Annotated in this window: 14 protein-coding genes; 4 read left to right on the forward strand and 10 right to left on the reverse strand. The window is 60.8% G+C overall.

The features are described 5' to 3' along the window. Positions 1-93: 93 nt before the first annotated feature. From GVL50_RS24230 to GVL50_RS24260, 7 genes are all read right to left on the reverse strand, one after another. Positions 94-1,065 (reverse strand): spore coat U domain-containing protein, encoded by a 972-nt coding sequence (locus GVL50_RS24230; RefSeq protein ID WP_159815316.1) that lies wholly within the window; start codon positions 1,063-1,065, stop codon positions 94-96. Further along, on the reverse strand, positions 1,062-3,419 hold the full coding sequence (locus tag GVL50_RS24235; protein ID WP_159815317.1) for a fimbria/pilus outer membrane usher protein: 2,358 nt from the start codon (positions 3,417-3,419) through the stop codon (positions 1,062-1,064). The genes GVL50_RS24230 and GVL50_RS24235 overlap by 4 nt, the downstream gene beginning before the upstream one ends. Before the next feature lie 127 nt (positions 3,420-3,546). Beyond that, the gene (locus tag GVL50_RS24240) at positions 3,547-4,323 is read right to left on the reverse strand and encodes a molecular chaperone (RefSeq protein ID WP_159815318.1); all 777 of its coding nucleotides are present in this window, start codon (positions 4,321-4,323) and stop codon (positions 3,547-3,549) included. 34 nt (positions 4,324-4,357) lie between these two features. Continuing rightward, positions 4,358-4,858 carry a spore coat U domain-containing protein gene (locus tag GVL50_RS24245; RefSeq protein ID WP_159815319.1) on the reverse strand — a complete coding sequence of 167 codons (501 nt, stop codon included), beginning with the start codon at positions 4,856-4,858 and terminating at the stop codon, positions 4,358-4,360. Between the two features lie 4 nt (positions 4,859-4,862). Beyond that, a complete protein-coding gene (locus GVL50_RS24250) occupies positions 4,863-5,399 on the reverse strand; it encodes a spore coat protein U domain-containing protein (RefSeq protein ID WP_053121735.1) in 537 nt (178 codons plus the stop codon). 20 nt (positions 5,400-5,419) lie between these two features. Then, the gene (locus GVL50_RS24255; RefSeq protein WP_053121737.1) at positions 5,420-5,953 is read right to left on the reverse strand and encodes a spore coat U domain-containing protein; all 534 of its coding nucleotides are present in this window, start codon (positions 5,951-5,953) and stop codon (positions 5,420-5,422) included. 78 nt (positions 5,954-6,031) lie between these two features. Then, a complete protein-coding gene (locus GVL50_RS24260; protein WP_371926030.1) occupies positions 6,032-6,535 on the reverse strand; it encodes a spore coat U domain-containing protein in 504 nt (167 codons plus the stop codon). 269 nt (positions 6,536-6,804) lie between these two features. On the opposite strand from GVL50_RS24260, the gene zapE reads away from it, so the two are divergent. Both zapE and GVL50_RS24270 read left to right on the forward strand, forming a co-directional pair. Continuing rightward, entirely contained in the window at positions 6,805-7,935 is a 1,131-nt protein-coding gene (gene zapE, locus GVL50_RS24265) for a cell division protein ZapE (protein ID WP_159815321.1), read from the forward strand. A gap of 179 nt (positions 7,936-8,114) precedes the next feature. Beyond that, positions 8,115-9,428, forward strand: a complete 1,314-nt coding sequence (locus tag GVL50_RS24270) for a leucine-rich repeat-containing protein kinase family protein (RefSeq protein ID WP_159815322.1) — start codon at positions 8,115-8,117, stop codon at positions 9,426-9,428. An 87-nt stretch (positions 9,429-9,515) separates the two neighbouring features. Here the strand turns inward: GVL50_RS24270 and GVL50_RS24275 are convergent, their stop codons facing one another. Next, positions 9,516-10,220, reverse strand: a complete 705-nt coding sequence (locus GVL50_RS24275; RefSeq protein WP_159815323.1) for a YebC/PmpR family DNA-binding transcriptional regulator — start codon at positions 10,218-10,220, stop codon at positions 9,516-9,518. 221 nt (positions 10,221-10,441) lie between these two features. Here GVL50_RS24275 and GVL50_RS24280 point away from each other — a divergent pair, with 221 nt between their 5' ends. Continuing rightward, a complete protein-coding gene (locus tag GVL50_RS24280) occupies positions 10,442-11,833 on the forward strand; it encodes a type VI secretion system Vgr family protein (RefSeq protein WP_159815324.1) in 1,392 nt (463 codons plus the stop codon). A 220-nt stretch (positions 11,834-12,053) separates the two neighbouring features. On the opposite strand, the gene GVL50_RS24285 is transcribed toward GVL50_RS24280, so the two are convergent. Together GVL50_RS24285 and GVL50_RS24290 are read right to left on the reverse strand one after the other, a co-directional pair. Next, positions 12,054-13,445, reverse strand: a complete 1,392-nt coding sequence (locus GVL50_RS24285) for an FAD-dependent oxidoreductase (protein ID WP_159815325.1) — start codon at positions 13,443-13,445, stop codon at positions 12,054-12,056. Positions 13,446-13,518: 73 nt separating this feature from the next. Continuing rightward, complete coding sequence (locus tag GVL50_RS24290; RefSeq protein ID WP_053121750.1) at positions 13,519-14,844, reverse strand: MFS transporter; 1,326 nt, start codon at positions 14,842-14,844, stop codon at positions 13,519-13,521. A gap of 285 nt (positions 14,845-15,129) precedes the next feature. On the opposite strand from GVL50_RS24290, the gene GVL50_RS24295 reads away from it, so the two are divergent. Beyond that, positions 15,130-16,002, forward strand: a complete 873-nt coding sequence (locus GVL50_RS24295; RefSeq protein WP_053121752.1) for a LysR family transcriptional regulator — start codon at positions 15,130-15,132, stop codon at positions 16,000-16,002. The last annotated feature ends 101 nt before the right edge of the window (positions 16,003-16,103 follow it).

A 16,103-nucleotide genomic window follows, 5' to 3' on the forward strand; every position in this document is an offset into this window, starting at 1 on the left:
GATCAGCAGCATTTATTCTGAATGACACACCGCCTTCGCGAGCAAGCCCGCTCCCACAGGGGGATTGTGGTTGGCAGGAGCTATCGCGAGAGTTCAGAAACCGACGTCGAGTACTACGTTATCCAGGTAGGTGCCCGCCGGCGGCGTGGTCTGGTCGGTGTAGATTTTTGCGTTGTAGTTGAAGATCTGGCTGCCTGTGCCCAGTCCGTTGCCGGGGTTGACCTCGGCATCGGTGCTCGAACGACGTGCCGTGCCGACACTGCCCCAGCGCGTTGTCCCGGCACTTTTGAAAATGTCGTAGGCCAGATAATTGCTGCCGGAAATCATCCGCCGCCGCCCGCCCACGCTTACTGCATTCTGCCCGTCGCTCAAGCCCACGGTGTAAGCGCTGCCTTTGGTGCAGGCCAGATTGATTGTCAGCCCGGTCACCGGCGTGAATGCACTGATCACTGGCGCGCTGCCGAAAGCGATGTTCGGCGCGGTGATTGTGCAGTCATTGGATACAGTCAGGTTCACCGTCAACGTGGTCGTAGCGTTGTTGATATCGCGGCCGATGCAGATCGCCCCAATGCCAATCCCCGAACAGTAATTCCAGTTCCAGAAAATGCTCAGCGTCTCGGTGTAGACCCCGGCGGCGACATTGCTGCCAATGGTTGTGCCCAAATACAGCGGCACGGTTTTCGGCGTCGTGCCGTTGAGCAGGCCCAAGGCATCAATGATGCCGTTGCGGGCGAAGTCATAAGCGGTGCCACGGGTCAGCGGGTAGCTGGTGCTGTTGTTGGCGTAAATCGTGTAACTGATGACATCGCCGGTCGGCCCGACCAAACCGCTTTGGGTCGAAGACACGGTACCCCAGAAATGGTCGTTGCTGGTCAGCAAGGACAGCAGCGATCCGGTGCAGCTCAACCCGCCATTCAATGTCGAACTGGGTTGAGAGGTGGTGCGCACGGCGATCGAACTGATCGAACCGAACGACGCTGGGGTCGTCCCCACCACCGAGCACAACGCCTGCGCCGCCCCCGGCAGCATCAGCGCGAGCCACAAAAACATCCGTGCAACCGTCATTGGCACACCAGCGGGCCGATCAGCGGCACCTGGTTCTGCTGCATATCGACCGGGAATTGCACTCGACAGGTGCTGCCATCGGCCAACGTCACTTCCAGGGAATTCTGCGCTTCGAGATTTTCCAGATAGACCAGGCCATCCCAGCCCACCACCGTCCGCGCGCCGCTCTGTTCGTGCAGCACGCCAGCGCCCAACGGCAGTTCGCGTTTCTGCGCGTCGATCAGCACGATGCTCGCGGCAATCACCCGCGTCAGCGGAAACTCCAGCAGATAACCACTGCCACGCCGCACGGCAATGCGCTGTTCGACGTTGGGGCTGCGCACATTTGGCGGCAGGTTGAGCGGATCGATCTCGTATTTGCCGCGGTAATAGGCGCTGCTCCACGGCACCAGCAAATGGCCGTTCTTGTCCGTCTCACCGACCTGCTGATTCTCGTAGCGCACCGGAATGTTGGAAAAACCTTCAGTGCTGACCACAACAAAAGCATCGTCGATGCGGTTGGCGGCGAACACCTGCTTGTCCATCCACACCAGCGATCCGCTGGCATCGGCCCAACGGGTTTCGGCGTCGGACGAACCGTAAACCCCGGCCTGCAACTGCACCGATTGCAGACGCCAAGTCACGTCGGCCTGTCGATAGTCCGGGCCATCGCCCTTGGCGTAACCCAGATTGAAACCTACGCCGCCCTCGGTCGGCACCGCCCGGCTGTAGTTGACCCGCTGCTGGCTCTGCCCGGTTTTGCTGCGCTCGGTGCTGATCGCCAGGCTGCCGCGCAGGTCGAACGGAATCACCACTTGCGCCTGCACCGCCCAGTTGCTGTCGCCGATCTCACGGTTGGCTGACAGGTAGAAACTGCTGTTGCGCCACAGCGGTTTGCTCCAGCTCAGATTGAGCAATTGCGTGCGTGAATCGTCCGCCGCGCGCACATCGAAATACCCGGCGCCGAGGCTGCCCCAACGGTCGAGGTTAACGCTGAGGGTCGCCTGTTCACTGCGCCGACTGAGGCTGATGTACGGCGTGTCGACCACAGTCAGGTCAGCGTATTGATCGTGGCGTTGCAGGCGCTGATAAGAAAAACTGAAACGCTGATTGCTGTACTGGTAACCGAGGCTTAACTGCTGACCGCCTTCGCCGTCGAAACGACTTTGACTCATGGCGCTGTTGAGCACGCCGAAATTGCCCAATCGCAGATTGCCGCCGAGGCCACCGAGGGTCAGCGAGTCGGAGGCTTCAGCGTGGCTTTCCAGGGTAAAGCTGTCGCTGACGCCGTAGCGCAGGCTGCCGGAGGTTACGCCCGGGCCGTAGTTGAAATCCTTCAAAGCGTAATCACGCCGCAGGGAACCGGCGGCCACGGAAAAATCGCTCAAGCCTTTTTGCAACAAGCTGCTGGTGACATAGAACGGCACCGTGGTCGACACCTGTCGACCCAACGCATCCGTGGTCACCACCACGGCTTCTCCCGCGCCGTTGATAAATGGAATGTTGGTCAGCGTGTACGGCCCCGGTTGCAGTTCGGCACTGCTGGATTTGTAGCCGTTGATAAACAGATCGACCGAGGACGGCACCGCCGCTTCGCCGGCAAATTGCGGCAACGGATAGGTGACCAGATCCGGGCGCACGGCGAAGTCCCGCGAGAACTGCACGCCACCGAGACGCACCGAACTGCTCCATGGCAAGGCGCCGCTGATCACGTCGCCGGCTTCGTAAGTGAGCATTCGCTCGTCATCGGAATACCGCCAGGTGGTGTCGTAACGCAGGTAACCGTTGTCCAGCGTGCTGACTGAATCACCGGACAATGTGCGTCGATATTGCCCGGTGTTGGACAACGTGCCCCAACTGTCGAACAGCCGCACTTCGTTCCACGCCGCTAAATAGGTGCCGGCATCGTCGGTATCGTTGAGGTAGAGGTCATAGTTGAACAACGCGCCGAAACTGCTCAGCGCCGGAGTGCGCGGATAGGCCTGGCGATTACCGATGAACTGTTCTGGCAGCCATTCCGGCGGCACGTTGAGCAGCAAGCGTTGACCGACGCTGTCGTATTCGCTGTGCAGACCGGGCAGGCTGTCGAGGTCGACTTCAGTGCTGATGTTTTCAGGCAGTTTCATACCGGTTTCACGCAGCGCCGTGGCGGGTAAGAACAGGCGCCCGCCGCGCTGCTGCACTGCCACCACTTGCCCGGTATTCATCTGGTTGACCACCAGTTCGAGAAACAACTGTGCATCGCTGACGGCCTCCATGCCGCTGGGCGGTGGCGGCAGTTCGCCGGCCCCGGACGGTTGAACGAACACCAGGCAGCACGCGCCGGTGAGATGCCACAACGGACGCTGAATACGGCGAGCCCATCCTCGGCTCATACGCGCTTTACGTCCGTCAATGGACTGAATCCTCCTGATACTGCGGGTGGCCATGACCACTTTCACTGTGGTCAGTGAACCCTGTGGCACTGGTGAATCCCTTTGCCATGACACCGAATCAGCCCATTCACTTCGCCGGGGTAATGCTCTGCACCTGCGCCCCGCCATTCACCCGCACCTGCAACGCCGAATCCCCCGCCAGTCCTCCCGGTGCCGGCCAGCGCATCACCGCGCCCGGTAGCACGTAGCCGAGCAAGCCTTCCGCCAACGGTTTGTTCTGCCCACCCTGTTTGATCGCGACATCCGTCAACCGCGCATGCACCGCACCTTGATTGCGCACTTCGACATACGGCCGGCCGTCCACGGCCACCGTGCGCCAGGTCAATTGTGGCAAACCAATCCCCTTGGGATCGCGCTGGCGGGTGCTGTCTTCTTTGCTCCACAGACCGGCGCCGTAAGCAAACAGCGGTACCGAATAGCGCATCTGAAAACGAATCGCCGCCGCTGTTTTGCCACCTTCAGCACTGGGCGGTTGTGCGGACGGGATTTCGTCGATGATGATTCGGTAGGCCAGTTCCTGCCCGGGCGGCACGTCCTTGGTGCGGGTCAGACGCACCAGTTGTTTCTGACCCGGCTCGATCTTCGCCACCGGCGGGCTGCCGATCACATCGCGCTGGTTCTGGTATTGCTCCTCGTAACCGTTCTGGCTCCAGCCGAACACGCGGATCTGCAGGTTGGCGGTTTCAGTGCCGCGATTTTCCAGCCACAACGCGCTGGCCTGTTGATCAGCCTCCAGCACCGGATCGATCGGCCAGATCAACACCGAACTGGCGGCGTGCGCATAACCTGTCCCGAGCGTGAACAGCGCCAACACCGCGCGCCGGATGAACGTAACTGCCCCCATAAACCTGCTCCTTGTCGGCACATCAAACCTCGCCTCACCACGACAGTTGCACCTGCAACACATCGCTGTACGTCCCCCCAGGCTGATTGCCCGGCAATTGCACCTGACCGTAAATCGGCAGGCGGATGTTGTTTGCATCGCTGTACGCCACAGCCACACTCTGGCCAATGCCCAGACTCTGGCTGTACGCCGCATCGCGGAACAGCGTGTACGCCACCCGCGCGCTGCCGCTATTGACCTGCATGTGCCGGCCACTGCTGTTGTACTGGCCGCCATCGACGCTCATGTTCAACGTCACCCCCGGCGTGCATTGCAACTGCACGCCGCCACTCAGTGCGACCTGCACCGTGCCGGTGGCCAGCGCCGACCGTGAACCGAAATTCAGCCCGCCATAGTTCGACACCCCGCCCACCACCAGGCACCCCGCCGTGACCGTGGCGCTGACCTGAAAGCTCTGGCTGGTCGCCGCCGTCAGCGGCAGCGGTGCACTGCCCGCACAGAGCAGGAGCAACGCGATGCCGCCATGGCGAAACATGGCATCAGAACGTCAGTTCAACAGCAACGGTGTCGGTGTAGGTGCCGGCCGGCAAACCGGCCTTGCCCACGGCCTGACCGTAGATATTCACGGTCTGCGCGACACCGGTACTCGCGGCGAGATTGATCGTCCCGTCGATCGCCAACAGCTGCGAGTGCCCGGCATCGGTGTAAAAGTCGTAGGGCACGTAATTCGCCACGCCGTCGTACAACGCACGGGTGCCGCCCGGCGACATGCCGTCATGGGCGCCGGCGCGTACTTTTACCGTCGGCGTGGTGCCGCTGGAGCACAGAATCGACAGCGCCCCGCCGCCACCGCCGAGCACTTGCCCGGTGGCCGTGGTGAACAGGCTGTTGGCGGTGCCGAAGTTCAAGGCACCGAAGTTCAGACCGGTGGAGCCACCGGCGCCGTTGACCTGACAGCTGCTGATCAGGATCAGGCTGGAGGTGATCTGGCCAGTGACCGTGGTGGCGGCGTTGGCGCTGGAAACCAGCGCCAGACCGAGCAGCGGCAAACCTATCCTTGATGCAAACGTACGCATGGTGTCCGTCCTCTACGGGGTTACCAGTCGAGCGTCACCGTCAGGGTGTCGGTGTAGACCCCTGCCGGAACCGCGCGGGTATTCGCCACCACCGAGCCAAATACCGGAATGGGTATTTGCGCAGCGCTGGTGACAGCGAAATTGTGTTGTTGGCCGATGCTGTAGCTCTGCGCGCCCGAGGGGTCGAGAAACAGCTGATAAGGGAGGGTCTGGCGGCCGTTGCTCAGGCGCCGGGTGTTGCCGTCGCCATGGGTGCCGCCGTCGATGGTGACGGTGAAACCGGTGACCGAAGGGTTGCAGGCGACATTGAGTTTGCCGCTGGTGTCGCCGTCGAGGGCTGCTTTGATCGGCGCGTTCCAGGTCGGCCCCTGCTGACCGAAATCCAGCGTGCCGAGATCGCTGACCGGACTGGCGGGGTTGGAGGTATTGGTGACTTCGCAGCCGGCGATCAGGATCAGCCGCGCGTGGATCTGCCCGCTGACCGCTGCTTGCGCATCGTCCGCGAGCAGCGCCAGCGTACCTGCTGCCATGACCATCCAGTATTTGCCTGCCATTGCGCCCGTCCCTACTCCTTCAGCGACTGCATCCATTGCGCTCATCATTGAGCACTGCGTTGTTGCTGTCCGTTGCGATCACCAGGTGACCGTTACTTTCACTAAATCCGAATAGCGGCTGACCTTCGGCACTTCCGCCAGCCGCTCGATCCGCGCATACAACGGCAACTCCACCGTGCCCGTGTCCGGCACCCGCCCGCTGACCGGTACGTCCACCACCAGCGGCACTCGCCGCGCCGCATCCTGATACAAGCGGTAAGGAATCGGCTTGCTGCCCTCCGTCCCCGCCATGTATCGCACCTCACCGACACCGCCGTGCAAACCGCCGTCAACGCGCATCTGATAAGGCGTGTCCGGGTTGCATTCCAGCCGTGGCAAGCGTTGATTGGTCAGCGCCGCACTCAATGGCCCGTCAGGGTCGTCAAGGCGCGCGGTGCTACCAAAGTCGAGCACGCCGAGCTGCTCAATCCCGGCCTCGCGTTGCTGGCCGATCAACTGGCAGCCGCGCTGCACGTCGACTCGCACTTCGACCTGTAGATCCGCCGCGTATGCAGGTGCAGCAAGCACACCCAGCAGGCCCATGACCACTCGTTGATTCACTGCGCCATTCCTTGTCAGCACTGGCTTGCGCTGTCGTGACTGTGTTTCAGGTTAGCAACGCACGGCGATTGCGCCAGTCGATTGGATCCATGGAGCGGTCGGGTTATGTTTCGAAAGATTGGCAACACGCGGAAAATGTTCTGTCACCGAACGGCCTCGACAGCCCGAGGTAGAAGCCGTTGACGTCGCCTGGTTACAATGTCGCGCCGCACTCCGGGGAGGCGGCATGACCGATACGGAGTGACCGCAGAGTGCCCGCCCGACCGCCGAAACGATCACACCTGAGCCAACGCTGGCCGGTGCTGCGCCGCTTGTTCGGCAAGGGCATTGGCGCCAGCGCCGGGCACGAGGCGAGCGCACAGTCGATCCGCGATTATTTCCGCAACAAGGCGCACCAGCAGGGTTACACCCTCAGCCACAGTCAGCAGCGCGTCATCGATTGCATGGCGCAACAGGCCAGTCTGTTATTCGGCGTCCGCGCTCAAACCCCGCCAAGTCTGTACCTGCACGGCGCGGTCGGGCGCGGCAAGAGCTGGCTGCTCGACGGTTTCTTTCAGGCGCTGCCGATCACGCAAAAGCGGCGGCTGCACTTCCATCAGTTCTTCGCGCAATTGCATCAAGGCATGTTCAGCCATCGCGAGCAGGACGATGCCCTCGCCACCACCCTTGATGAGCTGCTGCAAGATTGTCGGGTGTTGTGTTTCGACGAGTTTCACGTGCATGACATTGGCGACGCGATGCTCATCACCCGGCTGTTCAAAGCGCTGTTCCAGCGTGGAATTCTGCTGTTGGTGACCTCTAACTATCCGCCCGAAGGCTTGCTGCCCAACCCGCTCTATCACGCGCGTTTCAAACCGGTGATCGAGTTGATCAATACGCGCATGCAGGTCATGGAAGTCGGCGGCCCGCATGATTACCGCAGTCTGGCGCGTAATCATGAGCATCAAGTATTTACCCATGGGCATTATGTCTGGCCGGGTACGGCCGATCAGCGCATGGCCCTGAACCTGCCGGCACAAGATGCCCCGTCATTGTCGCTGGCCGTCGGTACCCGGCATTTTCGGGCACGACGGTGTGACGACAGAAGCGTGGCTTTTACCTTCGATGACCTGTGTGAGCAGCCGACGGCGGTGATGGATTATCTGGAGTTGTGTCGGCGTTTCGACCACTGGGTGATTGATGATTTGCCACTGCTGGGCGACTGCTCGATTGCGGCGCAACAGCGCTTCATTAATTTGATCGACGTGCTTTACGACCAGGATAAACACCTGACGTTGATTGGCCGGTCGTCGCTGTGCGAAAGCCTGGGCGGCGATGCGATTGATCTGGGGCGTACGCGTAGCCGGTTGGGGCAGCTTCAGGTTATCCCTCAACTAGCCTGACGCCAGCCTCTGTAGGAGCTGTCGAGTGAAACGAGGCTGCGATCTTTTGACCCTCGGTTTGCCAAATCAAAAGATCGCAGCCTGCGGCAGCTCCTACACCTGCATTAGCTTCTGCCGTTATCATGTCGTCCATTCCGAGCGCCTCGTGCCTTTGTCCTCTTTCTAAAGTGAACACCTACATGCACACCCTTGCTCAATTGCGCGCCGGCGAGTTGTCGGGCATCACGCGGCTGGATCTGTCTTGCGGGCTGACCGAGTTTCCACGCGAGATTTTCGAGCTGGCCGACACCCTCGAAATCCTCAATCTCAGCGGCAATAACCTGAGCAGTCTGCCCGACGATCTGCACCGTCTGACCCGCCTGCGCGTGCTGTTCTGCTCGGACAACCCGTTCACCGAACTGCCCGCCTGCCTCGGCCAATGCGCGGCGTTGACGATGATCGGTTTCAAGGCCAACCGCATCGTCAACGTTCCCGGCGCCGCGCTGCCGCCGCTGTTGCGCTGGCTGATCCTGACCGACAACTGCATCGAAACCCTGCCGAGCGAACTGGGCGAGCGCCCTTATCTGCAGAAACTCATGCTGTCTGGCAATCGTCTGCAAGCGCTGCCGCCGTCGCTGAGCCAATGCCACCGACTCGAGCTGTTGCGCATCTCCGTCAACCAATTCAGCGAATTGCCGCAATGGCTGCTGAGCCTGCCGTGCCTGACGTGGCTGGCCTACGCCGGTAATCCGCTGGAAACCGAAGCCGATGCTGCCGCCCCCGAAGCCACGCCACTGATCGACTGGTCAGCGTTGCGTCTGGAGCAGAAGCTGGGCGAAGGTGCCTCCGGGGTGATTCATCGGGCGATCTGGCAACGTGCCGATCACAGCGAAGAGCCGGTCGCGGTGAAGTTGTACAAAGGTGAGATGACCAGCGATGGCTCACCGCTGCACGAGATGAACGCGTGCATCACCGCCGGCTTGCACCCGAATTTGATCCGCGTTGAAGGGAGAATCGACGGCCACCCCGACGGTCAGCAAGGCTTGGTCATGCAATTGATCGATCCGAGCTTTCGCAACCTCGCCGGGTTGCCAAGTCTGGCGTCGTGCTCGCGGGATGTTTACGCCGATGACCTGCGCTTCACGGCTGACGTTGCGTTACGCATTGCCAAGGGCGTTGCCTCGGCGGCGGAGCATCTGCATGAGCAAGGCATCACCCACGGCGATCTCTATGGGCACAACATTATGTTGAACGACCGAGGCGATTGTTTATTGGGGGATTTTGGCGGGGCGTCGTTCCATGCCACGACGGATAACGCGCAGACACGGGCGCTGCAACGCATTGAAGTGCGGGCGTTCGGGGTTTTGTTGGGGGAATTGCTGGCGCGTATCGATTCGGGGTTGAGTGAAGAGCGGTGTTTGCAGCTGGAGGAGCTGGAGCGGCGTTGCTGTCAGGCGGATGTGCTGGCGCGGCCGGGGTTCGGTGAAGTGATTGAGGTATTGGAAAACCTCTGACAGCTAAAAAAGATCGCAGCCTGCGGCAGCTCCTACAGAGAACGCGATCCCCTGTAGGAGCTGCCGGAGGCTGCGATCTTTTGATCTTTAGCCAGCCAGACCCACAAACATATCCTGCACGTCATCATGGTTGTCGAGGCCTTCAAGGAACGCCTCAACTTCAGCCATCTGCTCATCGCTCAGCCCGGTCACCGGGTTTTTCGGCTGGTAGCCAAGTTTGGCCGACAACACGGTGAAGCCCTGCTCCGGCAGGGCTTTCTGCACGGCATCAAGGTCAGTCGGGTCGGTCAGGAACAGTGTCGCGCCGTCTTCGCCCGGCTCGAAATCCTGAGCACCGGCTTCGATCGCGGCCATTTCCGGATCGGCGTCCGGGGTGTCCGGCGACGCTTCGATCATGCCAACGTGGTTGAAGTCCCACGCGACCGAACCGGAAGCGCCCAACTGGCCCTTGCGGAACGCGACGCGGATTTCGGCGACGGTGCGGTTGACGTTGTCGGTCACGCACTCGACGATCAGCGGCACCTGGTGCGGGGCGAAACCTTCGTAGGTCACGCGATGGTATTGCACCGCTTCACCCAGCAGACCGGCGCCTTTCTTGATCGCGCGATCGAGGGTTTCTTTCGGCATCGAGGCTTTCTTGGCCTGTTCAACCACCAGACGCAAGTGTGCGTTGGTGGCGGTATCGGCACCGTTGCGCGCAGCAATGGTGATTTCTTTCACCAATTTGCCGAAGATTTTGCCCCTGGCGTTGGCTGCCGCTTCTTTGTGTTTAACCTTCCACTGTGCGCCCATTACTCACTCTCTTGATCTGTGGCGCCGAGACATCTATTGGCCGACGCGTGGCGCCAAGTTTATACGGCCTAAAGTCGGCAATCGACCAAAAATATTGATTGGCGAATCGACATCTTCACCACAACGTGTAGGGCGATTCTGAAAAGCTGCCTTGCGGTGACTATTCCGCGCTGCGGTTTCGTACCCTCTGCCGTCCGTATTGACCGACAGAACCTGTACGAATGCTCAATGACATGGAAAGTCCCTTCACCCTGACCCTGACCCTGATCGATGGCGGATTGTGCCTGCCGGTGGTGCGTTTCAGCGGTGATGAAGCGCTCAATCAGCCCTTTCGCTTCGAGGTCGATGTGATTGGCCTGGCGCCCGCCGTCCTGCCCGACAGCTTGCTGGAGCAACCGGCGTATTTACGCCTGAGCGAGCAGCACGGTGTGCATGGCCTGATCCACAGTGTCCGTTGCGAACATCGCGGCACGCACCGGATCGGTTATCGATTGGTGCTGGTGCCTTATCTGCAACGTCTGGCGCAATCGCTTAAACGCCGGGTGTTTGTGCAGTTGAGTGTGCCGGCGATCCTTGCACAATTGCTCACCGAGCATGGGCTGCCAAAGAACAGCTTTCGCATCGAAATGACCGTCGGCCACTACCCCGTGCGGGACTTTTGCATTCAATACGAGGAAAGCGACTTGGCGCTGCTGCAACGTCTGTGTGAAGACGAAGGCATCCATTATCATTTCGAGCATCGGCCTGACGGGCATGTGGTGGTGTTTGCCGATGACAGCCTGAGCCTGCCGCAGGAACCTACGCTGCTGCCCTTCGGTCTCGACGATGACACGCCATCGCCACGGGTCAGCGCGCTGTTTCAGCAGCATGATGCCGCGCCGGTTCGAGCGCTGCACCGGGTGCGCAATCGTGGCCAACAGGCGTCGGGCGAGGACTCGGCCAATCAAACCGTGCCTGTCCTCGCACCGCAGATGTTGTCCCTTGAACAACGTCATGCCGAACAGCGCAGCCGCCGCCATCTGGAGCGCCAGCGCTGCCAGTACCGCTCGATTCACGGTCGCTGCGACAGCCCCGGATTGCACAGCGCCGACCTGCTGCAAGTGACCGAACACCCGGTCAACACCTTCAATGAGCAATGGTTGATCACCTCAGTGCGCCATCAGGGTCAGCAACCTTGCATCCTTGATCCGGCGCCGAGTGTGTATCGCTATCACTGCGAGTTCACGGCTTTGCCATGGTCGACGGATTTTCGCCCGGCGCTGAAACAATCACGGCCGAGCATTCCGGGGATTCACTTGGCGCGAGTGCTCGGCACGAAGGGGCAGCCATCGAAACTGGATGACAAGGGGCGAATCAAGGTGAGTTTGTGGCCGAGGCCAACATCGCCTGATTCTGAGGGGATTTGGCTGCCGATCGCGTTCACCAACGCCAATGGCCGCATTGCCGCGCATGAATTACCCCGCGCGGGCAGTGAGGTGTGGGTGAGTTTTCTCGACAGCGATCCGGATCGACCGATTTTGTGTTTGGGAGCGCAGCGCGAATCCGCGCCGGTTGAAGCACCGCCAGCACGCGACAGCAGCCTCTTACTCGACTGGCTAACCAACCGCTCCTGATCCCTACGGACAACCCAAAACCCTGTGGCGAGGGGATTTATCCCCGTTGGGTTGCGAAGCGACCCTAAAACCTGAGCACGCGGTGTCTCAGTAATACTCCAAAGAGGGGGCCGCTTCGCAGCCCATCGGGGATAAATCCCCTCGCCACAAAAATCCCATCACAACAAAAAAAAACCCATCACCACAATCCCGACAACAGGATTGCCAAAAAAGCTGTGCATCAACCCTTATCCGCCTTACCGGCAGCAGCGGCGAATTTCGCCAGGCGCACGTCCAGATGCCGTGGCCGGTGGCCGTGATCTTCGGCGCGTTCCTTGCGCCGGATAGCATTGCGCACCATCAACGAGCCCAGATAACGAATCGGCTCCGGCGGGAAATACCCCAGCGGCCCGTTCACAATCGGCGAGCGCGTCCAGGCGTTATCCAGCCCCTGCACCAGCGACGCCAGAATCTGCCCGCCCATGTGACAAGGCCCAACCCCGCTGCCGGAATAGCCAAACCCGTAAAACACATTACCGCTGCTGCTCATCTGCCCAAAAAACGGCAAACCGGTCACCGAGCGATCCGCCGGCCCGTTCCACGTCGCATCGACTTTCACATCGCTGAACGCCGGGAAGAAGTCATCGAGGCTGCGCTTGAGCAACCCGGCATACGGCGACGGCTGATCGAACACCGGCAGCATCCGCCCGCCAAAGGCAAAGGTGTTGCCGCCCTTGCCGAGCATGATCCGGCCGTCCGGAGTGTTGTGGTAGTAGTGCACGAAAATCCGCGAATCGAGCACGGTGACGCCGCTGGTCAAACCGATCTCCTGCAACAGATCCGGGCGCGGTTCGGTGATCAGCATGTCGCTGGAAACAATCGCCACGCTGCGTTCGAACTGCGGAAAAGCCCGAGCCATCCACGCGTTCATCGCCAGCACCACGCGGTCGGCGATGATGTTGCCGTTGGGTGTTTGAATGCGCGCCGGGCGCCCTTCCTCCAGACCGGTCATTGCTGTGTTTTCATGGATCGTCACGCCCAGTTGCAACGCCACGCGGCGCAACCCGCGCACCAGTTTGCCCGGTTGCACACTGGCTGCCGCTGGCGAAAACCAGCCTTCCAGGTGTTTGCTGGAACCTGCCATGCGCTGCACATCCGCGACCGGCCGCTGGGTGAACGAGTTGATGCCGTTACGCTCCAGCGCCGCGATCACCGCATCGGTCGAGCCGACCTGCGCACGGTTAGTCGCGGTGTACAGCGTGCCGTCGAGGCGGTAATCGGCATCGACGCCGTACTGCTCGCAAAACTCGCCGATCGCATGAATGCTGCGCTCGGACTCCTTGACCAGACGCACCGCCTCCTCGACGCCAAACAAGCGCTCAAGGGTGAAATATTTCGCCGACCACGACAGCGCACAGCCGCCGTTACGCCCACTGGCGCCAGCGCCGCAGATGTCGGCTTCGATCAGCCGCACATCGAGTTCGGGGTTCTGTTGCTTGAGCATGATCGCCGTCCACAACCCGGTGTAACCGCCGCCAACGATGCACACGTCGGTGCGCACTTCGCCTTGCAGCGGCGGGCAAGTCTCGGACGTATCAGCCTGCAAGGCCTGCTCCAGCCAAAACGGTCTCATGGGATTTCTCCAGTCAGTGGGCCACGGCGCAGCCTGCCGCGAACATCGCAGCAGGCCACGAGGCAGCGGGTTTTCAGGTACGCAGAGGTTTGATGGTCAGCGGGCAATTGGGGATCGAGGCGCGCGGTTCCATGACGCCGACCGGGCGGCTGTTCCAGTGCGGGATCAGCACCAGTGCCGAAAACAATGCGCAACCGGCGAAGACGATGAACACCGTCACCGAGTCGAAATAACCCGGCAGCAGACCGCCGAGCACCGCACCGACCGAGCCGCAACCGTTGACGAAACCCGCCGCCGTGGCGCCCGCCTTGGCTTTACCGAAATCGATGGCGGCCGCACCGCTGATCATCGAGTCCGGGCCATACAGGGTCAGGCCCATGACAAACAGCAGCGCGACGACCAGCAACACACTGCCGGTTTGCAGCGCGGCCATAAACAGCGCCAGCGTCACGGTCAGCGCGAGCAAACTGATGACGCAGGCCGGCATGCGCCGCGCACCGAAGAGTTTGTCCGAGGCCAGACCGATGAGGATCGGCCCGAGCAATCCGGCCAGTTCGAACGAGGTCGGAATAATCGCCGCGCCGACCTTGCCGACACTCGGCATCTGTTCAAACACGATCACCGGGCCCCACAACAGAATCGCGTAACGCGCCGGTTTCAACATGAAATACGCCAGACCGAGCACCAACACCGTGCGGTTTCGCAGAATTTCCTTGAGCGGCTCCCACACGCTTAGCTTGCTGTTGGCTGCGGTTTCCTCAGCGGTCAATACCGGCTCCGGATCGACTTCCGGCAGGCCGACATCTTCCGGCTTATTGCGCTGGAAGATAAAGAACAGTACCGCGACCACCGCCACCACCACCGCGCTGGAAATAAACGCTGCGTGCCAACTGCCAATCAGCGTATACGCCCACCAACCGGCGAACGGCGAAGCCACCAGACCACCAAAGGCGTAGCAGGAACTCCACAAGCCGAGCACTCGCCCGCGTTCTTTCGCGGGAAAGAAACTGCCAAGGTTTTTACACAACCCCGACCATCCGGTGGACTGCGCCAAGCCTTGTATCAGCATGCACGTGGCGAAAATCGGTAGCGTGGCGTAACTGCCCATGACCAACGCGGCTGCGGCGGAAATCAGCAAGCCACCGAGCACCACGACCCTTGGGCCAAAGCGGTCGGCGAGCATGCCCCAGGTGAATTGGCCCACGGCATACGCCGCCAGATAGATGGCGTCGAGATTGGCCATGGCCATTTTGTCGAGCATGAAGGTCGGGTCTTCGGCGATGCCCAGTTTGGCCACCGAAAAGGCTTTGCGGGTGAAGTAGAAAGCGGCGTACGCAAGCCAGGTAATCGCGAAAATCTGCACGCGCCAACGTGCGATGGTGCCGATGTGCTTGTTCATTGTGGTTCTGACCTCAGGGTGTGAGTGTGCCGGCAGAATCGTTAAGCAAAACGCCTGTGTTTTTATTGTTGAGCACTGCGATACCACCCTTCCCTCTGGCGGTACCGGTCAGATGAGGCCTGCTGTTGCACGCACAGGCTCATGGCCAACGCCGCTGCTCGACCGAGCAGTCAGCGATGGCGTGAGCCGATCAAAGCAATTACTGTTTAATAAATAAAATCGATTTATCGTATTTCACTCATAAGCTCAGCTTGTTACTGAACTGATCTCGCACCAGGAGTCGCCATGGCAGTCTCCCACGCCCAACTCAAAGCCTTCCACGCCGTCGCGGTGCATGGCAGCTTCACCAAAGCCGCCGAGCGGCTCTACCTCACGCAACCGGCGATTTCCGACCAGGTACGCAAACTGGAAGAACGCTTTGGCGTTTTGCTTTTTCACCGCAATAAACGTTCCGTGCGCCTGACCGATCTGGGCGAACGCTTGCTGGCGATCACCCAGCGGCTGTTCGTGATCGAAGCCGAAGCGCAGGAATTACTCCAGGAATCCCAGGCCTTGCAGACCGGCAGCCTGATTCTGGCGGTGGATGCGCCGGTGCACGTGCTGCCGCAGATCGCGCGGTTCTGCGAGCGCTATCCGGGGATCAGCGTGAAGATCGAGACCGGCAACACCGACGAATCGCTGTTTCGCCTGTTCAACTATCAGGCCGATCTGGCTCTGCTCGGGCGTGATGTCAGCGATGAACGCTTGCTCTGTGTTCCGTTGCGTAACGATCCGATGGTCGCGTTTGTGTCGCGTAATCACCCGTGGGCCGAGCGCGAGTCGATCTGCCTGGCGGATCTCGATGACACGCCGTTGGTGTTGCGTGAACACGGTTCGGTAACCCGGCAAACCCTGGAAGAAGAAATGGCCCGGGCCGGGTTTCGCATTCGTCCGGCGATTCAGGTCGAAGGCCGGGAAGCGGCGCGTGAGGCCGTGGTGGTGGGGATTGGTGTCGGCGTGGTGTCGGCGGCAGAATTTGGGGCGGATTCGCGGGTGTGCGCGTTGCCGATCATCGACTGCACGCGGCGCCTGACGGAAACGTTGGTGTGCCTGCGCGAACAGAGTTCGCGGCGCGTGGTGGCGACGTTTCTGGAAATGGTGCGCGAGAGTCTGGCGTAACGTCGGAATTTTCGTATTCAGTCGAATCGAGATCGTCGGCTACACTGGCGCCTGAGCTCCTGTGACAAATTATTTCCCAACACCTTTCGCAGAGTTGCGAT

Origin of the sequence: Pseudomonas sp. 18058, from assembly GCF_902706155.1 — a bacterium.
Classification (GTDB): Bacteria; Pseudomonadota; Gammaproteobacteria; order Pseudomonadales; family Pseudomonadaceae; genus Aquipseudomonas; species Aquipseudomonas rustica.

What these genes read in the sequence shown, in the direction of transcription:
- GVL50_RS24260 (WP_371926030.1), bottom strand. Translation starts at nt 6,535, where the DNA reads ATGGGCCTGCTGGGTGTGCTTGCTGCACCTGCATACGCGGCGGATCTA.
- GVL50_RS24285 (WP_159815325.1), bottom strand. Translation starts at nt 13,445, where the DNA reads ATGAGACCGTTTTGGCTGGAGCAGGCCTTGCAGGCTGATACGTCCGAG.
- GVL50_RS24235 (WP_159815317.1), bottom strand. Translation starts at nt 3,419, where the DNA reads ATGAGCCGAGGATGGGCTCGCCGTATTCAGCGTCCGTTGTGGCATCTC.
- GVL50_RS24270 (WP_159815322.1), top strand. Translation starts at nt 8,115, where the DNA reads ATGCACACCCTTGCTCAATTGCGCGCCGGCGAGTTGTCGGGCATCACG.
- GVL50_RS24240 (WP_159815318.1), bottom strand. Translation starts at nt 4,323, where the DNA reads ATGGGGGCAGTTACGTTCATCCGGCGCGCGGTGTTGGCGCTGTTCACG.
- GVL50_RS24230 (WP_159815316.1), bottom strand. Translation starts at nt 1,065, where the DNA reads ATGACGGTTGCACGGATGTTTTTGTGGCTCGCGCTGATGCTGCCGGGG.
- GVL50_RS24280 (WP_159815324.1), top strand. Translation starts at nt 10,442, where the DNA reads ATGCTCAATGACATGGAAAGTCCCTTCACCCTGACCCTGACCCTGATC.
- GVL50_RS24255 (WP_053121737.1), bottom strand. Translation starts at nt 5,953, where the DNA reads ATGGCAGGCAAATACTGGATGGTCATGGCAGCAGGTACGCTGGCGCTG.
- GVL50_RS24275 (WP_159815323.1), bottom strand. Translation starts at nt 10,220, where the DNA reads ATGGGCGCACAGTGGAAGGTTAAACACAAAGAAGCGGCAGCCAACGCC.
- GVL50_RS24295 (WP_053121752.1), top strand. Translation starts at nt 15,130, where the DNA reads ATGGCAGTCTCCCACGCCCAACTCAAAGCCTTCCACGCCGTCGCGGTG.
- GVL50_RS24290 (WP_053121750.1), bottom strand. Translation starts at nt 14,844, where the DNA reads ATGAACAAGCACATCGGCACCATCGCACGTTGGCGCGTGCAGATTTTC.
- GVL50_RS24245 (WP_159815319.1), bottom strand. Translation starts at nt 4,858, where the DNA reads ATGTTTCGCCATGGCGGCATCGCGTTGCTCCTGCTCTGTGCGGGCAGT.
- GVL50_RS24250 (WP_053121735.1), bottom strand. Translation starts at nt 5,399, where the DNA reads ATGCGTACGTTTGCATCAAGGATAGGTTTGCCGCTGCTCGGTCTGGCG.